The organism is Streptomyces sp. NPDC058145 (assembly GCF_042884245.1).
GTDB lineage: Bacteria > Actinomycetota > Actinomycetes > Streptomycetales > Streptomycetaceae > Streptomyces.
Map to the genome: position 1 here is coordinate 13,227 of NZ_JBHVUH010000028.1, position 26,181 is coordinate 39,407.

A 26,181-nucleotide genomic window follows, 5' to 3' on the forward strand; every position below is an offset into this window, starting at 1 on the left:
GGACACGCAAGTACGGGCTATGCGCCACGCCGGGGCGGCGGGCGACGTCGTCCCGGCGCCCCGGGCGCGAAGAAAACGGCGAAAGGCCCAGCCTTGGCCGATGGCGCGGAGGTTGCCGACGGGCTGGCCGTTGGTGGTGTGCCGGTACAGCTCGGCGACGGCCATGGCGCGGATGTCGGGGCTGGCAGGCGGCTGGAAGGTCCACGCGGCCCTGGTGACGCAATCCATGTACGGGGCTGTGTGGGTGGGGGCGCTGCAGGTCAGGCCGGTGTCGACGTCCGTGTTGATGGCGATCGCGCGCTGGATGTGGGCTGGCAGGGCGGCGAGGTGGCGGGCTGCGCGTTCGACGGTGCGCGGGCCCTCGGTCTGCTTGCCCAGCAGGCGGGCCGCGCCGTGGGCGGCGGAGGGCTGATTGGAGAAGACGAAGTCCTCGTCGCAGGTGACCTGGCCGCCCGTGTCGGCCAGGAAGAGGGTGAGGTCGGCGTCGGCGCCCGGGAAGCTGAAGGCGATGCGCAGCTCTTGCCAGGCCTCCTCGGGCAGCACCAGGTTCTGTCCCGGCGTGAGTGCGGTCGCAGGGGCGTGGCTCGGCAGCGCAGGAATGGGGGTCGGTGCCGCGGGAGCGGGCGGCGGTGACCGGGGAGTGGTCTGGCTGTTCCACTCGGCGAAGGGGCGGATCCGGTAGGGATCCGGCAGGGGAGCGGAGGATGCGCCAGGGATGTTGGCGCGCAGGTCTCCGTCGAGGCCGGCCAGGGTCGCATCCTTCCCTCATCAGTCTCCCAGCTCTGCCCTCCCGGTCTGCCCCGCACGTGCTCAGTCGGTGAGGCCCAGCGCCCCCGCTGCCTGAATCGCCAGCCAGACCTCGGTCAGGGCCTGCGTCGATGTCAGATCACGGTCGGCAAGAGCACCGAAACGACGCAGCCGGTAGGCAAGGGTGTTGGGGTGGATGTGGAGCGCCGCCGCGGCCGTCTCGGTACGGCGGTCGCGTTCCATCCACGTGCGGGCGGAGACAAGCAACCGCGAATCATGGGCCGCGTCATAGCGCAGCACCTCGCCGAGCACATGCTCGACCAGCGCGGCCAGGACAGCGGGGTCGTCCGGCAACCACCGACCCGTCGAGTCCTCGCCGTAATGGACGACGGGGCGGCCCGACTCCACGGCCTTGGCCACCGCCCACAGCGCCTCGCGCTGGGCGACCTTCAGCGCGGCGCCCGGCAGGAAGGGGCGGCTGACCCCGGCTGCCACGGCGGGCAGCCCACCGATGGCCGTTGCCAGTTCCGGTGCTCCCAGGACGTATCGGTCCTCACCTCGGGTGAGCAGCAGATGGGGTTGGTTCTGCAGACACGACAGCAGCGCCTCGTCGGTGGTGTGGCGCACCACGAGGAGTACGGTGGCGCCCTCGATCGCGTGCCGGGCGAGCCGGCGGCGCGCCGCCTCCGGGTCGAGCACCTCCTGCAGTAGTTCGGCCAGTGTCTCCGCGCCCTCGCGGCGCAGCGTCTCGCGCTCGTTGCGTACCATCGCCAGCCGCAGCGCCGCCACCGTGGCGATGTGCTGGACGACGGCGAGTCCCGCGGGCTGGGCGCCCTGCCGCTCGTATGCGACCAGAAAGCCCGCCGGGCCGCCGGGCGCGGGCACTGGGAGGACGAATCCGCCGGGGACCGTCGGCGGGGCGTCGATGGAAGCGGGCAGGACAGCGGGATCCGGCACGGGAACGCCGGGCAGGAGCGGGTGACCCTGCGGTGTGCAGAGATAGACGTCGTAACCCGACAGGCCTTCGAGACGGCGCAGAAGTGTCGGCATGTCGAGATCCTCGGCGACCAGCCAGCGCAGCGCGCCGAAGACCTGGAGCTGCGCGCCCAGCCGGTGCCGGGCGTCCTCCTGGGCCGCGGCCGCGACTTCCTGGGCGACAGCGATGAACGGGACGGCGAGCGGCACTTCGAGGACCGGGAAGCCCCGCTCCTCCGCCGCCTGGAAGAACGCATCGTGCAGCGGGGGTATGTGCAGCTGCGCGGAAAGGGCGAGAGCGGATACCCCGGCGTCGTCCAGCCGCTCCAGGTAGGCGCGCTGTCCGGCCGCGGTACGGGGGACCGCCAGGCCCGTCGTCATGATCACCTCGGCGCCCAGGAGCCAGGGCGTCGGATCGGCAAGCTCGCTGGCGTGCGCCCAGGAGACGGACCGGTCCAGACCGGCGCTGCCGGCCTTCACAGAGAGCTGGAGCGCCGGGAAGGAGAGCAGATCACCGACGGTGAGTTTGTTGTTCGCCACACAAAACAGCGTACGGCTCTGTGGCAAACACAATTGTCGCTACCCGTCTGCGGGCCCCACACTGTGCACCATCCCCCCTGCATGACCGGAATCTGGAGCACCCATGACGACCTCGATAACCGAGATAGAGACCTATGGTGTCGAGCGGATCCCGGACAAGGACCGTTCAGCCCGCCCCCTTGATCTGTTCCGGCTCGCCTTCGGCGGTGCCAACACTTTCGCGACCTGTGTTCTGGGCGCCTTCCCGATCCTTTTCGGCCTCTCCTTCTGGCAGGGTCTCGCGGCGACCGTCCTCGGTCTCGTGGCGGGTGCGCTCCTTCTGGCCCCGATGGCGCTGTTCGGCCCCGCCAACGGCACGAACAACGCTGTCTCCTCCTCCGCGCACCTGGGCGTGCACGGCCGAGTCGTCGGCTCGTTCCTCTCCCTGCTCACCGCCATCGCGTTCTTCTCGATCTCGGTGTGGTCTTCGGGGGACGCGCTCGTCGGCGGCGCCCACCGGCTCGTCCACGTCCCCGAGTCGGACGTGACCTACGGCATCGCGTACGCGATCTTCGCCGGGCTCGTCCTGGTCGTCTGCATCTACGGATTCCGGTTCATGCTGCTGGTCAACAAGATCGCGGTGCTGGCGGCGTCGGCCCTCTTCGTGCTCGGCGCCTTCGCCTTCGCGGGCGACTTCGACCCCGGTTACGCAGGAGCCTTCGCCTCCACGGCCGACCCGCTGTTCTGGCCTTCGTTCATCGGCTCCGCGCTGATCGTGCTCTCCAACCCGGTCTCCTTCGGCGCGTTCCTCGGTGACTGGTCCCGCTACATCCCGGCCGGGGCTCCGCGCCGCCGGGTGATGGGGGCCGCGTTCCTCGCCCAGATCGCCACCCTGCTGCCGTTCTTCTTCGGCCTGGCCACCGCGTCGATCATCGCATCGAAGGCCGAGAAGTACGTCGACCCTGCCGCCCCCAACTACGTGGGCGGACTGCTCGCGATCTCACCGGGCTGGTACTTCCTGCCGCTCTGCCTGATCGCCCTGATCGGCGGCCTCTCCACCGGCACGACATCCCTGTACGGCACTGGGCTCGACTTCTCCAGCGTCTTTACGCGCTTCAGCCGCGTCCAGGCCACCTTCTTCATCGGTGCCCTGTCCATCGCGTTCATCTTCGCCGGCCGCTTCGCGCTCAACCTCGCGCAGTCCATCTCCACCTTCGCCACGCTGATCATCACCTGCACCGCACCGTGGATGATCGTCATGACGCTCGGCTATGTCACCCGGCGCGGCTGGTACGACGCGGAGGCTCTGCAGGTCTTCAACCGCCGCCAACGCGGCGGCCGCTACTGGTTCACGCACGGCTGGAACTGGCGCGGCATGTCCACCTGGCTCGTCTCCGCCGTCGTGGCGCTCCTCTTCACCAACCTGCCCGGCCAGTTCGTCGGCCCGCTCGGCGATCTCGCGGGCGGCACGGACATCTCGCTGCTGGTCGGCCTCGCCCTCGCGATCGTGCTCTACCTCGCCCTGCTCGCCGTGTTCCCCGAACCGCGCGCCGTGTACGGACCGGCCGGACCCCGATTCGTGCGGGCGTCGGATGCCCCCGTGCCACCGATCACCGGCGACACCGGGGAGACCGTCACCGAGCCCGCCGTGGCCCACTGAGGCCTCGCCGTCACCTACGTAACCGAACGCCTTGCGTTCCGGCCTCGACCGCCGGACGCCCGTGACCAGGAGCCGTACATGAGCACCACCACTGTCCAGGAGGTCCGGACCGCCGCAGACGCGCTTGTCGCCGCCTTCGCCGAGGGCCGTCTCGACGACTACTTCGGCGCCTTCGCCCCCGACGCGACCTTCGTCTTCCACACCACCCCGCAGCGGCTCGGCTCCACGGCCGAGTACCGGGCGCTGTGGCAGCAGTGGGTGGAACAGGACGGCTTCCGGATCCTCGGCTGCACTTCGTCCGCACAGCTGATCCAGCACTTCGGCGACACCGCCGTCTTCAGTCACGACGTCGAAACCCGGATCGCCACCCATACCAGCCAGGAGACGGTCCACGAACGGGAGACCATCGTCTTCACTCGCGCCGACGACGGCCGCTGGGTCGCCGTCCACGAGCACCTTTCCGCCCGTACCGCCGCCTGACCAGAGGATACGTTCCATGAGCACCACCTTCCGCAACTACATCGACGGTGCGTTCGCGGACGCCTCGGACGACCGCACGCTCGATGTGGTGGACCCCACCACTGGTGACGTCTACGCGACTTCCCCGCTCTCGGGGGCCGCGGACGTGGACGCTGCGATGGCGGCCGCGGCCTCGGCGTTCCCCGTCTGGCGCGACACCACACCGTCCGTACGGCAGCGCGCACTGTTGAAGATCGCCGACGCGATGGAGGCACGGGCCGACGAACTGGTCGCCGCGGAGAGCCGGGACACCGGCAAGCCGCTCCACCTCACCCGCAGTGAGGAACTCGCCCCCGCAATCGACCAGATCCGCTTCTTCGCGGGCGCGGCGCGCATGCTGGAGGGCCGCTCGGCCGGCGAGTACATGGAGGGAACGACCTCCATCATCCGCCGCGAGCCGGTCGGTGTGTGCGCCCAGGTCGCGCCATGGAACTACCCTCTGCTGATGGCGGTGTGGAAGTTCGCCCCGGCTCTCGCGGCGGGCAACGCCGTGGTCCTCAAGCCCTCGGACACCACCCCGGCCTCCACGGTTCTGATCGCCGAGATCATCTGCGGTGTCCTGGAGGAGCTGTCGCTGCCCCGCGGAATCTTCAACGTGGTCTGCGGTGACCGTGAGACCGGCCGTCTGATGGTGGAGCACCCGACCCCCGCGATGGCGTCCATCACCGGTTCTGTACGCGCCGGCATCCAGGTCGCCCAGAGCGCGGCCAAGGACGTCAAGCGGGTCCACCTGGAGCTCGGAGGCAAGGCCCCGGCGGTGATCTTCGAGGACGCCGATCTGGCGAAGGCGGTCGAGGACCTGGTGATCGGCGGCTTCTTCAACGCCGGGCAGGACTGCACGGCCGCGACCCGCGTCCTGGTCCACGAGTCGGTCCACGACGAGTTCGTCGCCGCCCTCGCCAAAGCGGCGGCCGACACCAGGACCGGATTGCCGGACGACGAGGACGTGCTGTACGGACCGCTGAACAACGCGGGCCAGCTCGCCCAGGTCAGCGGCTTCATCGAGCGCCTCCCCGAGCATGCCAGGATCGAGGCGGGCGGCCACCGGGTCGGCGAGCAGGGCTACTTCTACGCCCCGACCGTGGTCTCCGGCCTCCGGCAGGACGACGAGATCATCCAGAACGAGGTCTTCGGCCCGGTCATCACCGTCCAGTCCTTCACGGACGAGGCCCAGGCCGTGCGGTACGCCAACGGCGTCGACTACGCGCTGGCCTCCTCGGTGTGGACCAAGGACCACGCGCGGGCGATGCGGATGTCGAAGAACCTCGACTTCGGCTGTGTGTGGATCAATACCCACATGGCCCTCGTCGCCGAGATGCCGCACGGCGGGTTCAAGAAGTCCGGCTATGGCAAGGACCTCTCCGCATACGGCTTCGAGGACTACACCCGGATCAAGCACGTCATGACGTCGCTCTGAGGTCCGGCAACTCGTCGGCCGCGCCCGGCCTGTCCCGGGGCGGCCGAGGGGTCCACACCACCGACCCTGACACCCGACAACTCCTCGCCCGCCTGATGCCCGGCAACGGATCGGGCGGTTGTCCCGGACACCGGGCGGCCCATGTCCCGTTTCCGTTCGTGTCCGCCGATCGTGGGCGCCGACACCGGCCCGTGCTGCCCAAGGACGGGAAAAGGCAGCCCTCCGCCGGAATCCGCTGACAAAATGCTGCCCCAGCGTGGCGGTAAGGACGCCATAGAACTCGGGCGCGGTTGCCCCGTTCGATCCACGAGTGACATCAACGTCGCGGGACGTCAGCACTCCAAGGCGGTCTGGCATGTCCAGCATGGCCGGGTGGCTCCCGGGCAGTGCGGAAGAGCGATCGAACTCCTAAGAGGTCGTTTTATCCCGGTGTTTTATCCCAGAATTGGTGTTTGATCCCGTGGTGTCGGATCGCGCCAGGAGATGGTGGCTTCGCCGGTGAGGCGGCGGGCCAGCAGATCGGTCATGGCGAGGTGGATCATTGCTTCGGAGCGGGCTGGGAGGGTCTCGTAGTCGCGGGCCAGACGGCGGTGGAACATCAGCCACCCGTAGGTCCGCTCCACGGTCCAGCGCTTGGGCAGCGGCGTGAATCCCTTGGTATCGAGGTCACTGAGGGGCCCGGGAGCGGCCTTTACGGCGACCGTGGCGGAGAACACCGCGCCACCGAGGTCCACGGTCGCGTACCGCAGGTACAGGATTGCCGTTGACTCCCACCGCGTCCGTACGCACCGCACCGCACGTGTCGCGATCTCCATCGTTATCGGTGCTTCGAACACTGCACCGTGCAGATCAACTTGTTCTGCGCACGCCAATGGCCCGAACCGCGCCTGCACCGCATACCTCCGGTGATCGTCACCTGGATGAAGCGGGCGGTGCCTGTGAACGCTGCCCCACTGAACTGGGCGTGCGTCTCCGCCGAACATGGCCCCACTGAACGCGGCGGAGCCGGTGAATTTGGCCTTGCCGAACTGGGCGTCGCGGGTGAACGTCGCCTCGTCGAACCGGGCATCCCCGCTGAACGTCGCCTCGTTAAACCAGGCGGTTCCCGAGATGGGGTTTTCCTGTGGCGGGGTCCTGGAGGGCTTGGAGGAGTTCGCTGAGGATGATTTCGGTGAAGGGGGTTCCGCGGCCCGGCGGGCGCGGGCAGCACATCGAAGCAGCCTGAAGGGCTGTCCCGCGAACGGGGGCTCAGCGGGCGCCGTGCTTCAGAGGAAGCGCAGCGGGACGTTCTTCTCGATGCAGACTCGCAGGACTGCCGCCAGATCGCGGGCCTCTTCGATGTGCTCGTGCAGGAGCGTGTCGTTGCCATCCTGCGCCCACTGATGGGTGATGCTCTCCAGGCGAGGCAGCATCAGCGCACAATCGGCGGGCGAGACGTCGTCACCGCCGTCTTCCAGGTCGCGGCGGCGTCCTGTTTCTCGGAGTGCGCCAGGACGAGGACACCGTCGATGTCCACGATCACCTGCCCGCCAACGTCCGGTGCTGTGTCACCAGCCAACCGCCACACCTGTTCGCGCGACGTTCAAGGGCACGGTCCGGCTTCCACCCGCTGGCCGGCTGGGGCGCGAACACCGGTGAGAGCCTGGCGATGGAGCTGCGCTGCGGGAATGCCGGGGCGAACACCGTCGAGGACCATCTTCGCGTGCTGGCCGCCTGTCTGGAGCAGGTCCCCGGCTCCTCGCATGCCAAGCTGCTCATCCGTGTCGACGGCGCCGGGGCCACGCACGGCCTGCTGGAGCACTTGGAGGCCCTGAACACGAAGCGGCGCACGGTCCGCTACACCGTCGGCTGGAAGATCACGCCCGAGGACGAGGCGGCGATCGCGAAGCTTCCCCAAGGGGCATGGGAGACCTCCCTGCACCAGGACGGCAGTGTTCAGGAGGGCTACCAGGTCGCCGAGTTGACCGGAGTGAACACCCGTGACGGCTGGCCCGAGGGGATGCGGCTGATCGTCCGCCGGGTCAGACCCTCACGGCGGCAGCACAAGAAGCTGACCGACTTCGAGAAGCAGACCGGCTGGCGCTACTCGATCACCGCGACGAACATCCGGCACCTGTGGGGCATCCCCGGCTCGCACCAGGTCCAGTTCCTCGACGCCCTGCACCGCGACCACGCCGAGGTCGAGGACCGCATCCGCACCGGCAAAGCGGTGGGCCTGCACAACCCCCCGTCCCAGTCGTGGCAGATCAACGCCGGATGGATGCTCGCCTGCAACCTCGCAGCCGATCTCGACGCCTGGCTGCGGCTGCTCACCCTGCACGACCAGGACGAGCTCGAACACGCCCGAACCGGACACCATGCACTTCCGTCTCTACCACCTGCCCGCCCGACTCGCCGACCACGCCCGCCGCCGCATCCTGCGCATCGAACGGACCTGGCCCTGGGCCACCGCGTTCACCACCTGCTGGACCAGGCTCACCGAGCTTCCGGCCGTCACCTGACGGCCTGACGGCCGGCCCCCACCCCGACGAAGACCAGGAAGGAGGAAACCCGCTGTCTCCGGGCCCGTGGAACCCGGCGCAGCCGCGGCGACACGCGACGGCCTGCCTTCAACCGGCAGAGGACATTACGGGCGAACCGCCGGACCGCTCAGCCACGGCAGCTGTAGTTCTGGTCATGGCTGGTCCTGAAGAGCGCCGTCAGGTCGATCGCCTCCCGGCGCCCGGCCTCCGGCTCCTGGTCGTCATGCCCCGGTTCGGCGGCCGGGAACGCGAGCAACTGCTCGGGCATCGCCGCCTGCTGGTGCGCGACGACGTCGTACACCCGGCCCCGCGCGGCAACGGTGCGCAGCTTCTCGAGGACCACCCGCGCCGGCGAGAACGGCCCGCTCGTGCTGCAACGGGACGCGGGGTATCCCCCGCTGCCCGGCTCCACGTCCGAAGGACGGGGCGCGGCCTGTGTGCCCGGGTCGGCCGGGGGCTGCCGGTCCGGGTCCGAGAGGGTGGTCGCCGGGCGTCGGGCGGGTTCGAGGTCGGCCAGCGAGAAGCGGGCGGTGTAGAGGCAGTAGGCCAACTGCAGGCCGCGCAGCGTCTTCGGCTCGCTCATGTGGCGTGGCATTCATGAGCACCCCGCACTGCTGCTTCCTGTAATGGAAGGCGTTGAGGGCGATGTCGGACGGCGGCGACTGACCGGTCCGCTCAGGGGCGGCGTTCCGCCGTGGTCAGGGCCAGCCAGGTGGCGGTATCTGCCGTGCCGGTGGCTGGCAGGCCGTGCTCACGCTGGAAGCCGAGCAGCGACTGGTGGGTCGCCGCGGTGAAGCGTCCAGTGATGTCGGCCGGCCAACCCGCGCGGGCCAGCAGGTTCTGCACCGCCTCGACCTGCGGACCGGTGTCGCCGGGTGCGGTCGCCATGGCGAGCATCGACCAGGTCCGCGCCCCGACCAGACCGTCTGGCTGGAGGCCGCTGTCGTGCTGGAAGGCCACGACACGGCTCTTGGTCGCGGTGTCGAAGATGCCGGTGAGCCTCACCGGCTGACGGCGCACCTTGAGCAACCGCTGCACGGTCCACACCAAGGAGCCTCTGTCGCCGGGGCGTACGGTCGGCCACTCGGCGCGGGCGGTCGGCGTCGCCGAGGGACCTGGGGAGACTGCGGCCGCGGACCGGCGGGCCTGCGGGGGAAACAGCCGGGCCCCCTCCCATCCCGTCCAGAACAGGCCGACCGCCGTGAGCGCGCACACCGCGGCACGTGTGGCTCGGGTCCACCGCCACGCGCGCCGCGGCGGCTCCTTGCCGATGGGGGGTGCCGTGGTCGCGGTGTCCGCCGCTGCACGAGCCAGTTCGAGCGCGGGCCCCAGCTCGTCTGGCGGAGCGTTCAGCGCCGCGTGCAGCTTGCGGACCACCTCCACGGGCGCCGTGGAGCGGTGCACGGGGTTGAGATAGCGCGACAGCGTGGTCTGGGCCACGCCGACCCGGCGCGCCAGTGACTCCTGGGCCGGCGGTTTGCCGTCCCTCTCACGGCCCGCCGCCTCCCACCAACGACGCAGCCGCGCTGATAACTCCGCGCCCGCCGGACTCTCCGCGCACCCCCGCTGCCGCTGTGCCTCGGCCATCGGTTCCTCCCCCTTCCACTGCCTGCATAAGTACAGGTCACAGCCGTGCATGAGTGAATGCATGATGCCGCATCAGCCTCTCTGCCCAAGGCTGCTGATAGCACCGGAAGCGGTGAAATCCTCGGGTCGTGGCAGCCGTCGCGGCCCCGTGAACACGGCCCCAGCGCCAAGTGCGGGAGCCGGAGGGCCGGCCGTACGCGCATCACCCCGTTCCCTGTGAAACCGCTCGAAGGAGTGATCACCCATGTCCGTCACATCGCTCAACCGGGTCCGTACCGCCCTGGTCGGCGCAGCAGCCTTCGCCGTTCTCACCGCCGGAGTCACCGTCTCCTTCGCCACCGCGGCCGACCCCGCCCCGGGCCGTCACGGGAGCACCGGCGCGCACCACAAGACTCCTCATGTCGCCGCGAACCCCTCGCTGAGGTTTGTGCGCAACGCGCACGACCCGCGGCAGTCACGACTTCAGGTGTGGCGTTTTGGCCGGGTCGTGGCGGACTTCCGGGCCGGATCCGGGATGGGGTCCACGGACGAGTGCAAGCCGATGAAGGGTTGGCTGCCGACGGGCACCTACCAGGTCGGCAGCCTCTACACCAACTACCCCGGGACGAAGATCCACGGCTATGCGATCCCGCTCAGCAACCAGCAGTGCCACGGCAAGACGAAGACCTGGCGCAGGGACCTGCTCATCCACAGCAAGATGACCGCGAGCGGCGGCAGCCGCTGGAAGGGCGACAACAGCTACCTGAGCAACGGATGCATCAAGCTCGCCCCCTGGGACATCAAGAAGCTCTTCCGTATTCTCAAGCAGGCACCGCGCCCCACCCGACTCACCGTTGTCTAAGAGGGCATCTGGTGGGGCGCATCGCCTGCGCGGCGGCGAGGGCGTCGGCCGACTCGCCCTCCACAGGGCCAGCAGGCCGAACGCCGAGCGGGTGGCCAGGAAGGCACCCACGGACGCCGGGCGAGCGAAGGTCAGCTCATGCAGATGCCGCCTGCGGTGGCCTTGCCTGGGCAGCGGGCGCGCCGGCCCGTCGGCCGGGGTAGGGAGAAGTGGTGACGGGTCCCGGTGGGGCTTTCAGGGGGTCTCGTGGACCACCATCGCCGAGCCGCCGCCGCGGCGATTGGGCTCGGCCACCGCGGTCACCTTGCCGTTGGGGCCGAACTCCAGTGCCGCGACCGCACCGATTTCGGGCGACGGTGTGAAGGCTTGCGAGGCCAGGAAGCTCTCACCGAGGGCTTCAAGCGCTTTGCGCTGGGGCGAGTTGAGGAAGGCCGGTTCGGCCTCGGTCGTGATGCGGCTGCGCTGACCTGGCTGCGTAGTCTCTAGCCATCTGGAATGTTGCTGAGAACTGGCAGCAGGCAGTTGCGTCGGAACCTGGGTGACGTCAAGCAAATGTTGACCGTAGGCTCTCGGCGAAGGGCAGGTGCGGTGGACATCACGGTGCAGTGGATCAAGACGTCGTGGACGAAGCAGTCTCGGGGCGGGGAGGCCGCTGCCCGCAGGAACGCGGCGCCCGTCGGCTTCTCGCTGCCTCAGGTGCCCTCCGGGTTTGCCCACTTCGTCCAGATGTCCGAGCGTAATGATTTTGAGCCGCGTTCGAGCCAGAAGGACCTTCGCGAGATCGGTGTCAGCCTGCGGGACGAAGGTGATCGGCTCCGAGTGCTCGCTCGTGTGGAGCCGCTCTTCGGGTTGCCGCCTCGGCCGCGCAGGCCGCCGGCAGTTCGGCTGCTTCCCGGGCAGTGGGTCCGCTGGCAGTTGAACTACCGGTTCACCAGCGCCCTGGGGATCCGAGGTTGGTCGTACTGGCTCGACACGTTCAACATCGCTTACGGCCTCGTCGACCGGGATGTCTTCCTGTCGGAGCCGACCGTGATCGTCGATGAGTGCGGGCCAGTTCGATAGAGCAGACTCACTGCGCTCAGACGGCTGCTCGTTCCGCTTGGGCGCGGGTGGTGGCGAGGCGGTAGAAGTCGGTGCCGGTTTCGATGATGTTGCCGCCGAAGGTGAGGCGGTCGACGATGGCCGCGCAGAGCCGGGGGTCGGTGAAGGTCTCGGTCCAGCCGGAGAAAGACTCGTTGGAGGCGATGGCCACGCTGTTCTTCTCCTCGCGTTCGGTCAGAACCTGGAAGAGGAGTTCGGCGCCACGGCGGTCGAGTTCCATGTAGCCGAGCTCATCGATGCAGAGCAGGTCAACGCGGCCGTAGCGGGCGATGGTCTTGGTCAGCTGCTTCTCGTCGGCCGCTTCGACCAGCTCGTTGACCAGCTTCGTCGCCAGGACGTACTTGACCCGGTAGCCGGCCATCGCGGCCTCGGTGCCGAGCGCGATCAGCAGGTGCGACTTGCCCGTGCCGGAATCGCCGATGAGGCAGGGCGGCAGCCCCTTCTTGATCCATTCACACTTGGCGAGGGTGTGGACCATGGCCGCGTCGATGTTCGGGTTGGCATCGAAGTCGAACTTGCGCAGCGACTTGTCGCGGGGGAAGCCGGCAGCCTTGATACGTCGCTCGGACCGGCGGCGGGCCCGGTCGTCGCCGGCAGGGATCGCGACGTTCGTCATGCGCGGCAAGCAGTACCTCACCGCGCTGCGCGCCGAAGACCGGCTGCTGGTGCTGCAGACGCTGCACTGGGCGGATGAGGTGCGCGATCCTGGCAAGGAACTGCCTCAACTCCCTGCGCACCGCACAGGCAAAGGCAAGGAACTCACCCTGGCCATCCAGCTCGTCGAAGCCCTGAGCGCACCCTGGGAACCAGGCCGGTATCACGACACCTACGAGGAGAAGGTCCGTGAGCTGGTGCATGCGAAGGCCGAGGGCCAGCAGATTGAGGTGGCGCAGGAAGCTCCGCAGGCCACCAACGTCATCGACCTGATGTCCGTTCTGCAAGGCAGCCTCGACCAGGCCCGCGGTCAAAAGACGGACGCCGAGTCGCGGTCGGCCAAGAGGGCCCCCGCCCGCAAGACAGCACGAAAGCCAGCCGCGAAGGCGGCGAAGAGAGCCGCTGCCCACAAAGCGCCGCCGAAGACGACACGAAACCCCTCGAAAGCCCGCCAGCGCAGCACAAGTAAGAGCGACCTGCAGCAGCTGAACAAGGCGGGGCTGTACCAGCGGGCCACCGAGCAGGGCATCGAAGGCCGCTCCAAGATGAGCCGCGAACAGCTCGTCGACGCACTCACCCGCACCGGACGCCGCCGCAAGAAGACCGCCGCCTGACCTTCGCTCGCCGAGGTGGCAGCGGCCTGACCTGCGAAGGTGTCGTGCCTGAGGTGAGGATGGCAACCGATCATTCGCTCATGAGACCTGAAGTGCAGACGTTCGTCGCCGACGGCCCGCTCCCCGATTGGGACGCGAGCGAAGAAGAGATCGACCGGCGCGTCCAGCAGTTCAATGCGATCCTGAAGCCGGTCACCGGAGAGGAAGCGAAGGCGCTGGTCGCCTGCTTCGGCCCGGACGACTGCTGCGGCCCCAGGACCGGACGCCAACGAGTGGCACCAGCGGCTCTACCTCCGCGCCGTGAACGGAGGACTGATCCCCTGAACTTGACGGCATAGCAACGTGAGGTGTCTGCATCGACGTCCTATGCGCCTATCTCCAGCTACCCTTCACCCCCGACCCCGGGCGACGACCCCGCCCATCAGGAGGAACACCACCGCTATCTGGCCCTCCGTAAGGTGCGACACACGGTTCTGCGCGTCATCGGCGACCACTACCGCCGCCCCCGAGGAACCCGCCGCTCCTGGCAAGGTCGCGACTTGGACCTCACCGGCGTCACTATCGACGGCCCTCTGAACTTCAACGGTGCGACGTTCTCCGGTGGCAGAGTGTCCTTTGAGGGTGCGACGTTCTCCGGCGTACTCCTGGGGCCGCGTGAAAAGCTCGCTCGCCCTGGTGATGTGGCTGGAGGGGCTGGTCAGCGCCGGCTCAGTCTCTTGATCTCACCCAGCGTCTGTTCGACTGGGCCCGTCAGGACGTCGAGCAGACCGTAGCGGGTCCGCACCTCGCGGTTTGTCTCTTCGGGGAATTTTCGATCCTCCTCACCCTTTCGCGCGATGACTACCGACACTTCAGCGCCGTGGGAACCAAAGCGCCAATAGGTGCTGACGTACCGCTGGGCCCTCGTATAGCGATCGATCGCGCTGTTCTCTCTCATCTTGGCAGTTTTGACGATGGTGTTGTCCCCTTTCGAGCCCTTGACCCACTGGGGCATCTCGGCGCCCCGCCAAGAGTATCCGGGTGGTCCGAAAACTCCCATAACAAGCCGGTCCTTGCGCGCCAAACTCAGGGAGGAGTAGAAGGTCAGCTTCTTGTACGGCGTGTCGTTGGGAAGCTGGACAATGATTCGCGTAAGCGACTCGTCGTTTTCCTGGATCCAGTTTCCGGCGGGAATCCATGGCTGCGCCGCCACCAGCTCGCCGGGCTGGTAGACCTCCCGGCGAGTGAGCGGATGCTTCTCCCGAGCCCTGGCCCATTGCTCGGCCTCCTCCCGCCACCTCGCGGGAGGCAGGTCGTTCGGGTTCAGCTTGACCTTCTCTCCCATGACATGGAACTCGGCACCCAGCACATGGAAACTCACATCACTGTGGTTGACGAGCTTGATGTCGACCGGCAGGGAGAACGCCTTTCCGTCCTCGCTGGGCACCGCCTTGCCCACGGACAGCTGCACGAGAGGTGCGGCCGCTCGCCGGTACGGCTGAAAGAGGTACTGGTAGCTGAAATTAGCGATCGCCACAATGGTGGTGACAATGACTGCCATAGCCACTCGCTTCGGAGTGGGAATCCGGTCCAGTCTCCGCCACACCGAGATGACTGCCCAGAGCGAACCCAGCACGAGCAGACTGAAAAATACCGGATAGCGGACTTTCTCGCCGTCCTTCCATGTTTGGAACAGGAGCAAGATGTTCGTCAGGAACGCCACGCCGGTACTGATCAGCGCGACCACCCTGAAGTTGGAAATTGGCCCTCGGACCCAACAGTCCAGAACCGCGGCCACACCCACGATCATGGTGAGGGCCACCAGCATGAGGGCCGCTCCGATGACGCAACTCGGGAAGGTCAGAGCCTCGCTGAGGTCCTGGAGGCCCCACCAGGCCACCGGCCACCCCGTCAGAAGCAGGACCAGCACGACCCCGGCCATTTCCGCCCGCGAGCATGCTGATCTCGTCAGGCCCCGTCGCACCATCACGTGCGAGCCGGAGTCGGCCCCCGATTCGGACCCTGGGGAAGTCGTCACATGATCACATCCTGGCGTCGCATCGGAGTCCGAGCACCATGATCCGATGTGATCCAAGCGATCACTATCCGCGTTCCTCCGGTCGGCCCACCCGGCCTGCGTGAAGGCTGTATCGAAGGCCCCTCTGACGTTACCGTTCAGTAGAGGTGGTGCTCGGAGACTTCGGAGAACTCTCCCCGCTGATCCAGTGCTCGAGGCAGGGTCCGCAGGGGACCCGGCTCGACGCCGGGTCCTCTGCGGCTCTGTGGGTCAGTCGGTGTCGTCGCCGCACTCCGGCTCGGCGAGGCTGTCCTGCCGAGCCGCTCGGGTCGGCAGGGAAGGCTGGGTACCGTCCTTGGCGACCGGCTGGAAGTAGTGGTCCAGCGCCCAGGCGGCCACACGGGTGCCGGCCCGGCAGCCGACTACGTCCGCCGTGCGGGAGTGGACGCCGCCCCATACACGCGCGTCGACGACGTCCCGGTTGAGGTCGTCGGCAGACCCGTAGAACCGCGTGGTGCCGGTGACCTCGGAGGGGACGTAGAGGTCGATGTGCGTGGTGCGGAGGACGCCGGTCAGGGCGCGTGCCACGGCGGCGGTGACGGTCGTATGGCCGGCGATGTAGTCCGGGTGTGGTGGGGTGAGGAGCAGCGGCTCCCAGGCCGGGTCCGCCGTCGTCGCGGGGTTGCCGTCGGTGTCGGCGAGGCGGATGGCGGTGATCGGCCGCCAGGTGCCGTAGTGGAGCTTGGCGTCCCATGCCGTGACGACGGCGTCGGTCGCCGACGCGTTCACCGCGGCGAACAGCCGGGCCGTCTCGGCGATGCCGAGCCGGTGCCGGGCGGCGTGGTCCCGTACGGCGATCTGGACCTGTTCGACCAGGTTGCCGCTGAAGAAGAGGGCGGTCTCGGTCTGCTGCGCGCTCCTGCCCGAGCCGGTCTTCACGCCCATGGTCTTCAGCTCCTGCACATCCTCGGCGTAAGCGGCCGAGGAGAGGATGGGTGGTCCGCCGGGCCGGAACTGCTGCGGGGAGGCGAGCAGGAGGGGGCGGAGCCTGGCGAGCCAGGTGTCGATGAAGGGCTGGAACGCGGGCGGGGTGGGCCGCCAGACCCCCGGTGCCGGGGAAGCGGTGAACGGAACGTCGGCGAACCTTCCGTCCCCTTCCCGGAGTTCGATGATGCGGGCGGCGGCGCGCTTTCCGTAGTCCACGCCCTGGTCTCTGGTATGACTGGCCGGAAGAGCGGCGAGCGAGTCCGCGTAGGCGGTGTCGAGCCGCTCCTTGAAGGCGGGGAAGTAGGTGAGCAGCATGTCGTGGGCCGCGGTGGCGGCGGCCGCCGCAGAGGATGCCTTGGCCGGACCGCGCTCGTGCCATTTGTACAGGGCGTAGCCGCCTTCGATCCCCACCACGGCGTTGTACACGGCGACGGAGACGAATCCCTCCCAGATCGTTGCCTGCCCGGAGGGGCGTGGGCCGAGGCTGGTCTTGATCGTGTCGGTGGCGATGGCGTTCCACTCGCGGACCACGGCTGCCGGGTCCGCCGCGGTCCGGGTGTGCGCGTCGGGGGGACTTGTCGCGGCGGTGAGCGTCACGAGGGAGATCGCCGCGACGGCACAGATGAATCCCCGGGCACGTGAACGCGGAGGAGCGGGAAGAGGGGGCTCTTGATACACAGCGTGCTCCCTAGAGTTGAGTGCCCAAGGCATAGCAACGGCCTACTGGGTGAGCAAGACAACTCGCCGCGAACCGGGCAGGTTCAAGGCGCCCTCGAACGCCTCACCGCCCGCTGTGCGGAGATCACCGCCGGACAGCCCCTGCATCCGCCCCGGGCCCCGGCGAACCGCGCTGCCCTTGTTCCCCGAGAGCTCCCCATCGCAGCCTGTTGGTGCCGTGGGCTGAAGGACATGCCCCCATTTATGGCGGCAGGGCACTGGCGACGGTCAGATCCATGAGCACGCGTCCGCGGCAGGCGGGACAAGCTCGTATTCACCGAACTCGCCGGCTGGGTCAGGCTACATCTGCAGGCGCCGCCTCACCTGGACGCCCGTCTCGCCGGGGGTATCCGGTCCATCCGAAAGCCGCTCGCGTTCGACCTCGGTGAAGCCCACGTCCCACCACTATGGCGGCCTGAGGACTACACCTGCTCTTGGTACGCCCTGATCTCGGTCGGCTTGAGTCTGCGGATCGCTGCCCACGCTGCCCGTTCGACCAGTCCTTGGACCCACTCTTCGAGATCGCCTCCGGCGTCGTGAAAGTACCACGAGTCGAAGCTTCCCAGAGCCTCCAGGTCGGGTGTGAGTTCGTATCTGAGCTCGCAGTGGACCTGCACGTAGTGGTCGTGATCACCGTCGCTGTCGGAGACCTCGAACTGTCGGGTGAGGTCCAGTGTGAACGTCGGAGGACCGTCGAACGTGTAGGTGCCGTACTGGAACAAAAGGCCGTCGACATCGGGTCTGTCCGGGACGTGGAACAGCCATCGGCTGAAACGGAGAAAGGCAAGCCAGACGTCCTCCGTGACCGGATCGGTAAACGCCCGGGCCCCCAGTTCGCCCTCCAGCAGTCCCAAGGCCTCATCCACCGACGGTCTCCGCGCCACGCCCGCCCTCCTCCAAAACAGCCCGGCTGAGCGTACTCACCCGGCGAACCTTCCCGGTCAACCGAGCTTGAAAACTTGACCATCAAGCACGGAGTCGAGTTCGCCGTGGTCTACAAGCTGGGCCCAGGACCCAAGGGAACCGGCGGCCAGTACTTCCTCTACTCCGGCTTTTCCAACCGAGTCCAGGTCCCCGTACGGGCGGACACCATCCTCGTCTACCACACGCACCCAAAGGGATACGCTTACCCGAGCCCAGCGGACAGAAGGCTCTTGGACGCCTTCGAAAAGGCAGGATCCCCCATGCGTTCGTCGCAGATCATTCCGATCGGGCATGACGGCATGGTTGTCACCTTCACAAAGCACGGGGTAACACCATGACCGCCCAACCCGAGAGCCTGAACTACCTGTGGGACGGGACCGAGGACGGCTGGGTCGTCATCACATCCGACCTCGGACTCGGCACCATCTACAACATCCACACGCGGATGGCTCTGCTCCTCGAAGACGAGGCCGAATACGAGGAGGCCATTCAGGCGATGCGCGAACACGGTCGCCCCTTCCTTGAGTCCATCCCCTAGAGGTTGTCCCGTATGGGATGTGGGTTATCCGGTGAGGGCCAGGTTGTGGAGCCGGGCGATGCCGAGCATGGCTTGGTGAACTCCGTCGCCCTTGAGTCGGCAGTCCCGCAGAATCTTCCAGTTCTTCAGCCGCGCCAGGGCGTGTTCCACGCGCGCTCGCGCCCGGTGGATGGCGTTCTCCGCTTCCTGGTGCGGGCTGAGGCGGGTCTGGCCTCGTCGTCTGCGGTGCGGGATGAGCAGGCCGGTGCCCTGGTAGCCGCCGTCGGCGATGGTCGGGGCTCCGCGGCAGGCCCGGTCGACGCCGGACTCGGTGAACGCCCGGCAGTCGTTGCGGCTGCCGGGCAACGGCAAGCCGATCGCCACCACCAGGCGGCTGTTGGCGTCAATGACGACCTGAAGGTTGGTCGAGTACCGGTAGTTCTTGCTCGAGGCGGCGATGCTGCGGTCGCGGGTGGGCACCAGGGTGCCGTCCACGATGTAGACGGTGTCCTTGCGCGGCCGACGGGCCGGCGAGATGGCCAGCAGAGGTGCAAGGTGATCGAGGATGCGGTCGGCCGCCGACTTCGAGACCCCGAACAACGGCGCCACCTGCCGCAACGTGAGGTTCGTGCGCCAATACGTCGCCACCAGCAACACCCGATCCTCCAACGGCAGCCGCCACGGCCGGCCGCGCTGCACGACACCACCACGACTCCGCACCAACGCCACCAACCTGGCGAACTGCACCTCGGTCAGCCCAGAGAACGGCTCGATCCACTTCGGATCATCCGCTGAGATCACACCACCCATGCCCAGCCAACGCACCAACCACCCCACCGGTTACGGGACAACCTCTAGGCGGGCCGTCCGATCCTCCCGTCACGCCGCCCTCGCCCGGCGGCGTCGTGATGGGCCAGGATGCCCGTATGAGAACGCCCTTCGGCCGTCCGAGTCTGCGCCCGTGCCTTCCGTACAAGCAGCCCGCCGCGCCCGGCCACGACGGGGTGGTCGCGCACTTCCTGGGCACCAGTTCCGTGCTGTTCTCCGACGGGGAGACCTCGGTGCTCAGCGACGGATTCGTCAGCCGACCGGGGCTGTTGCGGGTGGCGGTGGGCAGGATCTCACCCGACCGCGCGCTCGTGCGCGCCGCGATCGACCGGCTCCGGGCGCGGGACCTCGCGGCGGTGTTCTGCGCTCACTCCCACTACGACCACGCCCTGGACGCCCCGGTGTGGGCGCTGGAGACCGGCGCCGACCTGATCGGCTCACGGTCCACCGCGAACATCGGCCGGGGCTCGGGCGTGCCGGAGTCGTCCCTGCGCGCGGTCGCGGATGGGGACACGGTGTCGTACGGGAGTTTCGGGCTGACCTTCCTGGACTCCGTGCACAGCCCCGGCGACCGCTTCCCCGGCACCGTCGACGAGCCCCTCGTCCCGCCGGCCCGCGCAGGCGCCTGGCGGACCGGCACCGCCTACAGTGCCATCCCGGGGGCCGTGTGCTGCTGCACGCCAGTGCCAACTTCCGGCCCGGCGCGCTGCGTGGTGTGGACGCCGACATCGTCTATCTGGGTGTCGGCAACCTGGGCAGGCGACCGGCCGGGTTCGTGCGTGCCTACTAGGACGAGGTCGTGGTCACGACCGGGGCCCGCCGTGTCGTCCTCGTGCACTGGGACGACTTCTTCCTCGGCCTCCACCGGCCCCTGCGGCCCATGTCATACGTCATGGACGACCTCGGCGTCACGACGGGCCGACTGCTGCCGCTGGCCCGTCGTGACGCCGTCGACGTCGTCATGCCCGTCGCCTGGCAGCCGTCCGCCCCGCTCGCAGGCCTCGGGTGAACCCTGGCCCAAGGGTCAGAACTGCTCGACGAAGTACGGTTCGACGGTCATCCAGCCGTTGCCGGCGGCTCCATTGAGACGGCCCGTGGAGTTCCTGGCCAGGGTGTACCAGGACTCCACGTAGTCGGGGTCGTCGGTGAACCAGGAGTCGGGCATCGCCGACAGCACCGCGTTCACCAGCGGGATGTAGGTGCCCTGGTCGGTGACGGTCAGCAGGGCCGTGGTGAGGGCCTGGGCGAGCGACTTGTAGTTGGTGCCGTCGTCGTCCTCCATCATGACGACGTCGGCCAGGTTGTACTTGTAGTTGGACCAGTTGACCAGGATCTGGTTGGGGTAGTACACCGTCCCGTCGTAGTCGACGTAGGGCATGTCGACCGAGTCGACGCGCGCCTTGCCGTCCTGTCCGAAGCCGGTCACCAGCGAGAACATCTCGGCCGCGCCCTTGAACCAGGGTTCCTGGTCGTCGTTCACCTCGACCGCGGTGACCTTGGTGGCCCACCAGCCCGCCGTGTCCGCGGCGTGCGCGCCCTGGGGCGCGGGTGTGCTGACGCCGTTGTCGGCGAGTTGCTCGCGGAGCACTCGGAGTCCGGCCTTGTGCGCCTTGGCCGCGTCGATGTCCAGGACGTACAGGGGGAAGGCGGGTACGTGTGTCGCGTTTACGGTGTGGCCGCGGCCCCGGCTGTCGTACGCCGTGATCGTCTTCGCGCGCTCGTCGGAGGCGGCGACCGCGACCCAGGGGGTCATGTCCGGGGTCAGACGGGCACGCATGGAGGCGGCGCCGAGGCGCACGCGAAGCAGTGAACCGGTCGAGGCGGGCAGCCCCTTCAGCGCAGCGACCCGGCGGTTCGCGCCGGCCACGGACGCGGGCAGAGCCTTGCCCGCGAGGCTTCCGGCCTTGTCGGTCAGCGCCTGCAGATCGGCGTCCTCGGTGGCGAGCGTGGCCGCCCGTACCCGCGCCCGCCAGTCGGACCGTGCCAGCGACGAGGCGAGAGAGCGTGCGACCGCCATCTCGACGCCGTGGACTGAGGAGTGCGGGGCGGCCGGATGCCGTCGGCCACCGTCGGCCACCGTGGAGGCGACGGCGGGCTGGGCGGTTCCTACGACGGCGGCGCACACGATCGCGCCGATCAGTGCTCTGCGTCTGCTGCTTGCTCTGCTCATCGTGATCTCCGTTGGTCGGTGTCGCCGCGTCAGATGTCGCCGATGCAGTACTCCGGTCCGCGTCCGGGCGTTCGACGTGATCGGGGTCGGATCACCGCGAGCCGCCGAACTGTTTGCCCTGCTCATGACAAACCAGTCCCGGCGGTGAATTCCGGGACAGCGGCCGGTGGGTGAGTGGCTCAGCCACTGCCGAATCAGTGAAACAGTCGCACGAGCCGCTCGTCAATCCTCCTACGGATAAAGGAAGTTGCGCGCGTAGACACGGGCGGATCACGGGTGTTGCCGGCCACCGGGCTCCCCCCCGCGGGCTCGCCCCGGTGGACCGGCCCGGCGGGTCAGGAACGGTCCGCCGAGAACGTCGTGCAGTTGGGGCCGTAGACCCGGCCGTCTAGGTGATCCGGTGTCTGGGTGTCGTACGAGCCCTGGAGGTTGACGGCCAGGAAGTTCGGTGGCTGCTCGATCCACCGTGTGGCCCGCAGCGTCAGCACGCCGCTCTGGAGGGTGCCCGCCATGGCGAAGGAGCCGCGCGGCACCTGCGGGTTGGACGGCGCGGGGTAGAACGCGAACACGGCGTCCACGGTGCCGTCGCCGTGGTCCTCGATGGTGAGCACCAGCCCGGTGATGCCCTGGTTGCAGACGTAACTCCCGTTCCACCGACCGGAAAGGTCGGTCACGTCGGAGGCGGGTGCGGACGGGCTGTCCTCGGGCGGGGTGCTCGCGGGCGGGGTCGGGGTGTCATCGGGCGTGCCGGCCGGAGTGTACGGGCTGTCCAGCGGCGCCGGCGTGGCGGCGGGGGAGGAGGGACCGTCCAGCGGTGCCGGGCTGTCGTAGGGCGAGGACCCCGGCGAGGAGGCCCGCGAGCCGGAGCCGGACCCGCCGCCGAGCACGGCGTCGGCCTGCCACGCCACGAGCCCGATCGCGACCACCCCGGCGAGACCGGAGCCGATCACGGCCGCTCGCCGTCTGCCGGTGGACGCCCGGGAGGGTTTCCCGGGCGGCCGCGGAACGGGGGTCGGCAGCACCTCGGTCGGCGTGTAGGCGGGCGGCGGGGTCGGCGGCACCGGCCCGGTCACGGTCGGCGCCTGGTGATTCCTTCCGGCGGGGTCCGCGGCCGGCGGCGTGCCGCCCTGCGGACGGCCGCCCCCGGGCGGCGTCTCGGGCACCGTCGCCTCGGGGCCGCCGTCCCGGGCGACGCGCACCTCCGCGGCCACCATCGGGGGGAGCCACGTCGCGTTCGTGAACAGGAGCGCCGTGCGTGGCGCGCCCGCCGCGTCGATCAGTTCCGACAGCAGCGCGTCCACGGTCGGCCGGTCGCCGGGCCGCTTGGCCAGACAGCGTCCGACCAGACCGCGGATCGGCCCGGGCACCGCGTCGAGATCGGGGTCGCCGTGGACGATGCGGTACATCAGCCCCTGGGCCGAGCCCGTGCCGAAGGGGCCGGAGCCCGACGCGGTGAACGCGAGGACCGCGCCCAGCGCGAACACGTCGCTCGCCGGGCCGACCGGCTCCCCCGTGAGCTGTTCCGGAGACATGAAGCCGGGCGTCCCGATCACCATCCCGGTGCGGGTGATCGCGCTCGCCTCGGTCGCCGTCGAGATGCCGAAGTCGATGACGCGCGGACCGTCGGCGGCGAGCAGCACGTTGGACGGCTTGAGGTCGCGGTGCACGAGCCCCGCGGCGTGGATCGCCTCCAGCGCCTCGGCGAGCCCGGCGGCCAGCGTGGTCACCGGGCCGGCCTGCCAGGCGCCGTGCCGGGCGACGGCGGTGTCCAGCGAGATGCCGGGCACATAGGCGGTGGCCAGCCACGGCGGGTCCGCGTCCGGGTCGGCGTCCACCACGCCCGCCGTGAAGACGCCGTTGACCCTCCGGGCCGCGGCGGCCTCCCGGGCGAACCGCTGCCGGAACTCGCGGTCCTCGGCGAGTTCGGGCCGCACGACCTTCACGGCGACGGCTCGGCCGCCCTTGGAGCGGGCCAGGTAGACCCGTCCCATGCCGCCGGCACCCAGCCGGCCCACCACGCGGTACGGACCGACCCGATTCGGATCCCCCGCCCCCAGCGCGCGCAAAGTTTCCATGTGACCCCCCAAGGCCTGCCGCGTCTCCCCACGCGGCGATCACATCATGACGTCAGCAAGCGCTTGTGAGGTTTCCGCTTTCAACAGACCAGGGCCGAATCACCCGGACTCGGCGGTGTTCGAACGCAGTCGCGAGGAGTTGTGCCGGATCGGACGGATCGTCAGCCATGCCGGCTCAGGTCGTGGAAGAAGTCCTCGACCACGTGGAGTCGGCCCGCGCGGACGGTCTCGTCGTAGACGAACCTGCCGACGGCGAGGTCCAGCACTCCCAGGCCGAACGGCGAGAACACCAGCGGCCTGTCCGCGGGCGGCGTCACCCGCCCCGCCATCACGTCGGCGAGCGTGCCGGTCGGGCACCGGGGCGGGCTCGTTGCGGCTGGCTGCGCGTACGGTGCAGCTCGGCGACGACCTCGGAGTGCCGGTGGTGGTCTCGAACGCGGTCCGCTATGCCGACTCCGAGCAGCATCGGTTGGCGGATGTGCTGGATGCGGCGCGGCTGCTGCGCCCGATCCCGCCGCACGGCCTGGACAGCGGTGAGCGCTGACTGAAGGGGCCGGCCGACATGGCGGCTGCGACCGCGCGGATCGCCGAGGCCGCGGGCCACGGGCGCGAGCGGGCCGCGGCGCTGCTGGCCGAGACGGAGGCGACCGCACAGAGCTGCCGATTGGACGCGTCGCGGATATTGGGCTTGGCGCCAAAGCCCACCCCAGCCCGGCAGTCGGCGGAACCCCATTCCCGGGGGAAGAAGTGCCGTTGCGGAACACGGGTGTTGCGAGCGTCGGGCACCGAGCGCCCGTGCTGGCGATCGCCGGCGGCACCGCCTCGGGCAAGTCCACTCTTGCCAAGGCGCTGGCGCTGCTCCGGCCCATGGCTGTGGCTCTCATCCACCTGGATGACTTCTACGTCCCCGCGCATGAGCCCCACCGCGGGGTCCGCACGCTGAGCGCCACGGGGGCCGAGACGCTGGATTGGAACCATCCCGGCTCCGTCGACGAGGACGCCGTGGCTGCCGCACTCGAGGCAGCGGCCACCAGCGGACAGCACCGCATGGTGGTGGTGGAGGGCCTGTTCGCCCTCACCCTGCCCAAGATCGCGGCCCGAGCCACCTGGCGGATCTACGTCCACGCCCCCGATGACATCCGCCTGGCCCGCAAGCTGGTGCGCAAGATCGAGATTCAGCACCAGGACCCGCTGGTCTCCCTGCGCAACTACCTGCTCAGCGGCCGAGCCCGCCACGCGCAATACGTCGCCCCCTCCCGGCATCGGGCCGATCTCGTACTCGACGGAACGAGGGCTACCACGGACCTGCTGACTGCGGTCGACCACCTGGTCGGCGCGAAACCGGCACCCACCCCCTGACCGGCGGAAGCGGAGGGCCAGGCCCGAAACACCGACTGCTGAGCGGCCACCCTCATCTCACGGCCCTGCCTTCTCCGACCAGAGGAGGCGGGGCCGGCTGCGTCATGCCGCTCGTCGTGCCCGTCACGGCTCGCCCGGCGGACGGGGTAGCGAGCCTTGCTCGCCGCCACACCACGGTAGGGCGCACCGGCCCGGGGGAGCGGTGACAACACAACCCGCTCTCCCGGGCCGCCCGACCACGCCCCAAACGGAGAACCCACCCCATGGACCAGCCGCACACCAAACGCGGCACCCCCGCCCGCACCGAGCAACTGTGATGGGCCAGACCCGCCGCGACAGCGGACCCCAGCGCGCCGCCAAAGGCAGCCGCGCCGAGCGCAGACGCTGCCCGTCCTGCGGCCGCGGCAACGCCCTGCGCACCGGCACCGACAACTGACCCGACCTCAAGGCCTACGTCTACTTGACCGTCACCGAGTGCCGATGCCGCGATCAAGGCCTGTGCGACTACCGCACCACCGACGAGCGGCGCGTGCCGCCAACCACGAGAGGCCCCACGCCGTGACCACTCCCGACCCGACCGCCACCCTCACAAGGACATCATCCGGCTGCGGGAAGCCTCCACGGCAGGCACTCGGATCGCCCGTCTTCCCGCCCCGCAGACGCAGGTGATCGGGCCATGCAGTGAGCGCGGTCGAATCAGTGGTCCGAGCGCGACTCAGCACTGCCACAGGAGCAACGCATGGTCGCACGGCTGACAGGCGAACGCGTATGCACAGCCCGCGCCGCCGAAGTTCATGGCGGTGCTGTGATCTGGCCCTTCCTCAAGCTGCACGACGAACGGCATCGTGCCAGCACACGAGGAGCAGGAGGGGGTCTCATCGCCCTGAATCCAGGCGGGCCGCCCTCCAAGCTGCCCGAGCACGGACGATTCGGGGCGTTCGCTCCTCGCTGCCCAGGCTTCACGGGCCAGGTCGTAGTCGTCCTCGGACTCCTGCTCCAGGTCGACGGCCCGGACATCGCCGAGCACGAGCAGAGCTTCCTCGGCACCTTCGGGGCGGGGCAGCGACTCCAGGCCATCCAGTGGGAAGAGCAGGGCGCGGTTCCCTCCCGAGGTCGGCTCCCAGTCGCTGCACATGCCTGGGTCGTTCTGGCAGGCGAACAAGGCGAGGACTGCGCGCTTGCTCTCCGCTGCCCCTCCATCAAGGTCATTCAGGACGACCTGGGCGAGGAACTGCATCGGGCCCTCACACGACGCGCAGCACGGCCATTCAGTGCCTGCGGGAGCCAGGGGCACTCCACCCGTCCGGGTCACCAGCGAGTCCGGCGCAGACGGGCCAGCGTCGATCATCAGAGTCGTCATGGCCAGGACTCTAGGTCACACCGATGACATCGCCTTCGAGCAAACGATCGACTACATGCCCACGGTCGCGGATGCACCCGACAGGCTGCGGA

28 protein-coding genes and 4 pseudogenes are annotated in these 26,181 nt (G+C 69.0%); 15 read left to right on the forward strand and 17 right to left on the reverse strand.

The genetic code is table 11. The annotated features are described in order from the left end of the window. Positions 1 to 99 precede the first annotated feature (99 nt). Positions 100 to 543, reverse strand: a pseudogene (locus ACFVVO_RS36780) (TerD family protein); the annotation flags it as partial. Positions 544 to 810: 267 nt separating this feature from the next. Continuing rightward, complete coding sequence (locus ACFVVO_RS36785) at positions 811 to 2,262, reverse strand: PucR family transcriptional regulator (RefSeq protein WP_390061019.1); 1,452 nt, start codon at positions 2,260 to 2,262, stop codon at positions 811 to 813. Positions 2,263 to 2,365: 103 nt separating this feature from the next. Here ACFVVO_RS36785 and ACFVVO_RS36790 point away from each other — a divergent pair, with 103 nt between their 5' ends. From ACFVVO_RS36790 to ACFVVO_RS36800, 3 genes are all read left to right on the forward strand, one after another. Then, positions 2,366 to 3,901 carry a purine-cytosine permease family protein gene (locus ACFVVO_RS36790; protein ID WP_390061021.1) on the forward strand — a complete coding sequence of 512 codons (1,536 nt, stop codon included), beginning with the start codon at positions 2,366 to 2,368 and terminating at the stop codon, positions 3,899 to 3,901. Positions 3,902 to 3,979: 78 nt separating this feature from the next. Continuing rightward, a complete protein-coding gene (locus ACFVVO_RS36795) occupies positions 3,980 to 4,381 on the forward strand; it encodes a nuclear transport factor 2 family protein (RefSeq protein ID WP_390061023.1) in 402 nt (133 codons plus the stop codon). Between the two features lie 16 nt (positions 4,382 to 4,397). Then, positions 4,398 to 5,837, forward strand: a complete 1,440-nt coding sequence (locus ACFVVO_RS36800; protein WP_390061024.1) for a gamma-aminobutyraldehyde dehydrogenase — start codon at positions 4,398 to 4,400, stop codon at positions 5,835 to 5,837. Between the two features lie 434 nt (positions 5,838 to 6,271). Here the strand turns inward: ACFVVO_RS36800 and ACFVVO_RS36805 are convergent. From ACFVVO_RS36805 to ACFVVO_RS36815, 3 genes and pseudogenes are all read right to left on the reverse strand, one after another. Further along, positions 6,272 to 6,469, reverse strand: a pseudogene (locus ACFVVO_RS36805) (transposase); the annotation flags it as partial. 342 nt (positions 6,470 to 6,811) lie between these two features. Next, positions 6,812 to 7,057: pseudogene (locus ACFVVO_RS36810) on the reverse strand (pentapeptide repeat-containing protein); the annotation flags it as partial. 45 nt (positions 7,058 to 7,102) lie between these two features. Next, entirely contained in the window at positions 7,103 to 7,249 is a 147-nt protein-coding gene (locus ACFVVO_RS36815; protein ID WP_390061025.1) for a hypothetical protein, read from the reverse strand. A 236-nt stretch (positions 7,250 to 7,485) separates the two neighbouring features. Here ACFVVO_RS36815 and ACFVVO_RS36820 point away from each other — a divergent pair, with 236 nt between their 5' ends. After that, complete coding sequence (locus ACFVVO_RS36820) at positions 7,486 to 8,346, forward strand: transposase (RefSeq protein ID WP_390061072.1); 861 nt, start codon at positions 7,486 to 7,488, stop codon at positions 8,344 to 8,346. 140 nt (positions 8,347 to 8,486) lie between these two features. Here ACFVVO_RS36820 and ACFVVO_RS36825 read toward each other — a convergent pair whose 3' ends face one another. Further along, positions 8,487 to 8,942, reverse strand: coding sequence for a hypothetical protein (locus tag ACFVVO_RS36825; protein ID WP_390061027.1), 456 nt, complete (start codon positions 8,940 to 8,942; stop codon positions 8,487 to 8,489). 92 nt (positions 8,943 to 9,034) lie between these two features. Beyond that, the gene (locus ACFVVO_RS36830) at positions 9,035 to 9,946 is read right to left on the reverse strand and encodes a peptidoglycan-binding protein (RefSeq protein WP_390061029.1); all 912 of its coding nucleotides are present in this window, start codon (positions 9,944 to 9,946) and stop codon (positions 9,035 to 9,037) included. 244 nt (positions 9,947 to 10,190) lie between these two features. Between ACFVVO_RS36830 and ACFVVO_RS36835 the strand changes: the two genes are divergently transcribed. Then, the gene (locus ACFVVO_RS36835; protein ID WP_390061030.1) at positions 10,191 to 10,787 is read left to right on the forward strand and encodes a L,D-transpeptidase; all 597 of its coding nucleotides are present in this window, start codon (positions 10,191 to 10,193) and stop codon (positions 10,785 to 10,787) included. A 234-nt stretch (positions 10,788 to 11,021) separates the two neighbouring features. Here ACFVVO_RS36835 and ACFVVO_RS36840 read toward each other — a convergent pair whose 3' ends face one another. Next, positions 11,022 to 11,339 (reverse strand): hypothetical protein, encoded by a 318-nt coding sequence (locus ACFVVO_RS36840; RefSeq protein WP_390061031.1) that lies wholly within the window; start codon positions 11,337 to 11,339, stop codon positions 11,022 to 11,024. A 36-nt stretch (positions 11,340 to 11,375) separates the two neighbouring features. Here ACFVVO_RS36840 and ACFVVO_RS36845 point away from each other — a divergent pair, with 36 nt between their 5' ends. Then, positions 11,376 to 11,849, forward strand: coding sequence for a hypothetical protein (locus ACFVVO_RS36845; protein ID WP_390061033.1), 474 nt, complete (start codon positions 11,376 to 11,378; stop codon positions 11,847 to 11,849). Positions 11,850 to 11,865: 16 nt separating this feature from the next. Here ACFVVO_RS36845 and istB read toward each other — a convergent pair whose 3' ends face one another. Continuing rightward, the gene (istB, locus tag ACFVVO_RS36850) at positions 11,866 to 12,504 is read right to left on the reverse strand and encodes an IS21-like element helper ATPase IstB (protein WP_390061035.1); all 639 of its coding nucleotides are present in this window, start codon (positions 12,502 to 12,504) and stop codon (positions 11,866 to 11,868) included. Here istB and ACFVVO_RS36855 point away from each other — a divergent pair. The 3 genes from ACFVVO_RS36855 (at position 12,503) to ACFVVO_RS36865 (ending at position 13,929) form a co-directional block, all read left to right on the forward strand. Beyond that, on the forward strand, positions 12,503 to 13,156 hold the full coding sequence (locus ACFVVO_RS36855; RefSeq protein ID WP_390061037.1) for a hypothetical protein: 654 nt from the start codon (positions 12,503 to 12,505) through the stop codon (positions 13,154 to 13,156). The two genes, istB and ACFVVO_RS36855, sit on opposite strands and share 2 nt — an antisense overlap. Positions 13,157 to 13,236: 80 nt before the next feature. Next, positions 13,237 to 13,494, forward strand: coding sequence for a hypothetical protein (locus ACFVVO_RS36860; protein ID WP_390061038.1), 258 nt, complete (start codon positions 13,237 to 13,239; stop codon positions 13,492 to 13,494). 120 nt (positions 13,495 to 13,614) lie between these two features. Continuing rightward, a complete protein-coding gene (locus ACFVVO_RS36865) occupies positions 13,615 to 13,929 on the forward strand; it encodes a pentapeptide repeat-containing protein (RefSeq protein WP_390061073.1) in 315 nt (104 codons plus the stop codon). On the opposite strand, the gene ACFVVO_RS36870 is transcribed toward ACFVVO_RS36865, so the two are convergent. The 3 genes from ACFVVO_RS36870 to ACFVVO_RS36880 all read right to left on the reverse strand — a co-directional run bounded on the left by ACFVVO_RS36870 (position 13,854) and on the right by ACFVVO_RS36880 (position 17,740). Beyond that, the gene (locus ACFVVO_RS36870) at positions 13,854 to 15,077 is read right to left on the reverse strand and encodes a hypothetical protein (RefSeq protein WP_390061040.1); all 1,224 of its coding nucleotides are present in this window, start codon (positions 15,075 to 15,077) and stop codon (positions 13,854 to 13,856) included. The two genes, ACFVVO_RS36865 and ACFVVO_RS36870, sit on opposite strands and share 76 nt — an antisense overlap. Positions 15,078 to 15,422: 345 nt before the next feature. Then, on the reverse strand, positions 15,423 to 16,736 hold the full coding sequence (locus ACFVVO_RS36875) for a vanadium-dependent haloperoxidase (protein ID WP_390061042.1): 1,314 nt from the start codon (positions 16,734 to 16,736) through the stop codon (positions 15,423 to 15,425). Between the two features lie 542 nt (positions 16,737 to 17,278). Next, positions 17,279 to 17,740 (reverse strand): hypothetical protein, encoded by a 462-nt coding sequence (locus ACFVVO_RS36880; RefSeq protein WP_390061044.1) that lies wholly within the window; start codon positions 17,738 to 17,740, stop codon positions 17,279 to 17,281. A 75-nt stretch (positions 17,741 to 17,815) separates the two neighbouring features. Between ACFVVO_RS36880 and ACFVVO_RS36885 the strand changes: the two genes are divergently transcribed. Then, a complete protein-coding gene (locus tag ACFVVO_RS36885; protein ID WP_390061046.1) occupies positions 17,816 to 18,118 on the forward strand; it encodes a hypothetical protein in 303 nt (100 codons plus the stop codon). Continuing rightward, positions 18,115 to 18,318 carry a hypothetical protein gene (locus ACFVVO_RS36890; RefSeq protein ID WP_390061047.1) on the forward strand — a complete coding sequence of 68 codons (204 nt, stop codon included), beginning with the start codon at positions 18,115 to 18,117 and terminating at the stop codon, positions 18,316 to 18,318. The genes ACFVVO_RS36885 and ACFVVO_RS36890 overlap by 4 nt, the downstream gene beginning before the upstream one ends. A gap of 24 nt (positions 18,319 to 18,342) precedes the next feature. Here the strand turns inward: ACFVVO_RS36890 and ACFVVO_RS36895 are convergent, their stop codons facing one another. Next, positions 18,343 to 19,107 (reverse strand): transposase, encoded by a 765-nt coding sequence (locus tag ACFVVO_RS36895; protein WP_390061075.1) that lies wholly within the window; start codon positions 19,105 to 19,107, stop codon positions 18,343 to 18,345. A 685-nt stretch (positions 19,108 to 19,792) separates the two neighbouring features. On the opposite strand from ACFVVO_RS36895, the gene ACFVVO_RS36900 reads away from it, so the two are divergent. Together ACFVVO_RS36900 and ACFVVO_RS36905 are read left to right on the forward strand one after the other, a co-directional pair. Then, the gene (locus tag ACFVVO_RS36900; RefSeq protein ID WP_390061049.1) at positions 19,793 to 19,915 is read left to right on the forward strand and encodes a hypothetical protein; all 123 of its coding nucleotides are present in this window, start codon (positions 19,793 to 19,795) and stop codon (positions 19,913 to 19,915) included. Positions 19,916 to 19,924: 9 nt separating this feature from the next. Next, positions 19,925 to 20,134: a hypothetical protein gene (locus ACFVVO_RS36905; RefSeq protein ID WP_390061050.1), complete on the forward strand. Its 210-nt coding sequence runs from the start codon at positions 19,925 to 19,927 to the stop codon at positions 20,132 to 20,134. Positions 20,135 to 20,149: 15 nt separating this feature from the next. Here the strand turns inward: ACFVVO_RS36905 and ACFVVO_RS36910 are convergent, their stop codons facing one another. From ACFVVO_RS36910 to ACFVVO_RS36920, 3 genes and pseudogenes are all read right to left on the reverse strand, one after another. After that, positions 20,150 to 21,295 (reverse strand): DUF3103 family protein, encoded by a 1,146-nt coding sequence (locus ACFVVO_RS36910; RefSeq protein ID WP_390061051.1) that lies wholly within the window; start codon positions 21,293 to 21,295, stop codon positions 20,150 to 20,152. A 335-nt stretch (positions 21,296 to 21,630) separates the two neighbouring features. Then, positions 21,631 to 23,370 carry a serine/threonine-protein kinase gene (locus ACFVVO_RS36915; RefSeq protein ID WP_390061052.1) on the reverse strand — a complete coding sequence of 580 codons (1,740 nt, stop codon included), beginning with the start codon at positions 23,368 to 23,370 and terminating at the stop codon, positions 21,631 to 21,633. Positions 23,371 to 23,531: 161 nt separating this feature from the next. Further along, positions 23,532 to 23,720 (reverse strand): annotated as a pseudogene (locus ACFVVO_RS36920) (2,3-diaminopropionate biosynthesis protein SbnB); the annotation flags it as partial. A 20-nt stretch (positions 23,721 to 23,740) separates the two neighbouring features. Here ACFVVO_RS36920 and ACFVVO_RS36925 point away from each other — a divergent pair. Both ACFVVO_RS36925 and ACFVVO_RS36930 read left to right on the forward strand, forming a co-directional pair. Continuing rightward, positions 23,741 to 23,914 carry a hypothetical protein gene (locus tag ACFVVO_RS36925; RefSeq protein WP_390061077.1) on the forward strand — a complete coding sequence of 58 codons (174 nt, stop codon included), beginning with the start codon at positions 23,741 to 23,743 and terminating at the stop codon, positions 23,912 to 23,914. A gap of 251 nt (positions 23,915 to 24,165) precedes the next feature. Continuing rightward, complete coding sequence (locus ACFVVO_RS36930; protein WP_390061054.1) at positions 24,166 to 24,729, forward strand: uridine kinase; 564 nt, start codon at positions 24,166 to 24,168, stop codon at positions 24,727 to 24,729. 715 nt (positions 24,730 to 25,444) lie between these two features. On the opposite strand, the gene ACFVVO_RS36935 is transcribed toward ACFVVO_RS36930, so the two are convergent. Beyond that, on the reverse strand, positions 25,445 to 26,089 hold the full coding sequence (locus ACFVVO_RS36935) for a DUF1963 domain-containing protein (RefSeq protein ID WP_390061055.1): 645 nt from the start codon (positions 26,087 to 26,089) through the stop codon (positions 25,445 to 25,447). Positions 26,090 to 26,181: the final 92 nt, after the last annotated feature.

What these genes read in the sequence shown, in the direction of transcription:
- ACFVVO_RS36790 (WP_390061021.1), top strand. Translation starts at nt 2,366, where the DNA reads ATGACGACCTCGATAACCGAGATAGAGACCTATGGTGTCGAGCGGATC.
- ACFVVO_RS36795 (WP_390061023.1), top strand. Translation starts at nt 3,980, where the DNA reads ATGAGCACCACCACTGTCCAGGAGGTCCGGACCGCCGCAGACGCGCTT.
- ACFVVO_RS36800 (WP_390061024.1), top strand. Translation starts at nt 4,398, where the DNA reads ATGAGCACCACCTTCCGCAACTACATCGACGGTGCGTTCGCGGACGCC.
- ACFVVO_RS36815 (WP_390061025.1), bottom strand. Translation starts at nt 7,249, where the DNA reads ATGCTGCCTCGCCTGGAGAGCATCACCCATCAGTGGGCGCAGGATGGC.
- ACFVVO_RS36820 (WP_390061072.1), top strand. Translation starts at nt 7,486, where the DNA reads ATGGAGCTGCGCTGCGGGAATGCCGGGGCGAACACCGTCGAGGACCAT.
- ACFVVO_RS36825 (WP_390061027.1), bottom strand. Translation starts at nt 8,942, where the DNA reads ATGAGCGAGCCGAAGACGCTGCGCGGCCTGCAGTTGGCCTACTGCCTC.
- ACFVVO_RS36830 (WP_390061029.1), bottom strand. Translation starts at nt 9,946, where the DNA reads ATGGCCGAGGCACAGCGGCAGCGGGGGTGCGCGGAGAGTCCGGCGGGC.
- ACFVVO_RS36835 (WP_390061030.1), top strand. Translation starts at nt 10,191, where the DNA reads ATGTCCGTCACATCGCTCAACCGGGTCCGTACCGCCCTGGTCGGCGCA.
- ACFVVO_RS36855 (WP_390061037.1), top strand. Translation starts at nt 12,503, where the DNA reads ATGCGCGGCAAGCAGTACCTCACCGCGCTGCGCGCCGAAGACCGGCTG.
- istB (WP_390061035.1), bottom strand. Translation starts at nt 12,504, where the DNA reads ATGACGAACGTCGCGATCCCTGCCGGCGACGACCGGGCCCGCCGCCGG.
- ACFVVO_RS36860 (WP_390061038.1), top strand. Translation starts at nt 13,237, where the DNA reads ATGAGACCTGAAGTGCAGACGTTCGTCGCCGACGGCCCGCTCCCCGAT.
- ACFVVO_RS36870 (WP_390061040.1), bottom strand. Translation starts at nt 15,077, where the DNA reads ATGGCCGGGGTCGTGCTGGTCCTGCTTCTGACGGGGTGGCCGGTGGCC.
- ACFVVO_RS36890 (WP_390061047.1), top strand. Translation starts at nt 18,115, where the DNA reads ATGACCGCCCAACCCGAGAGCCTGAACTACCTGTGGGACGGGACCGAG.
- ACFVVO_RS36895 (WP_390061075.1), bottom strand. Translation starts at nt 19,107, where the DNA reads ATGGGTGGTGTGATCTCAGCGGATGATCCGAAGTGGATCGAGCCGTTC.
- ACFVVO_RS36910 (WP_390061051.1), bottom strand. Translation starts at nt 21,295, where the DNA reads ATGAGCAGAGCAAGCAGCAGACGCAGAGCACTGATCGGCGCGATCGTG.
- ACFVVO_RS36915 (WP_390061052.1), bottom strand. Translation starts at nt 23,370, where the DNA reads ATGGAAACTTTGCGCGCGCTGGGGGCGGGGGATCCGAATCGGGTCGGT.
- ACFVVO_RS36935 (WP_390061055.1), bottom strand. Translation starts at nt 26,089, where the DNA reads ATGACGACTCTGATGATCGACGCTGGCCCGTCTGCGCCGGACTCGCTG.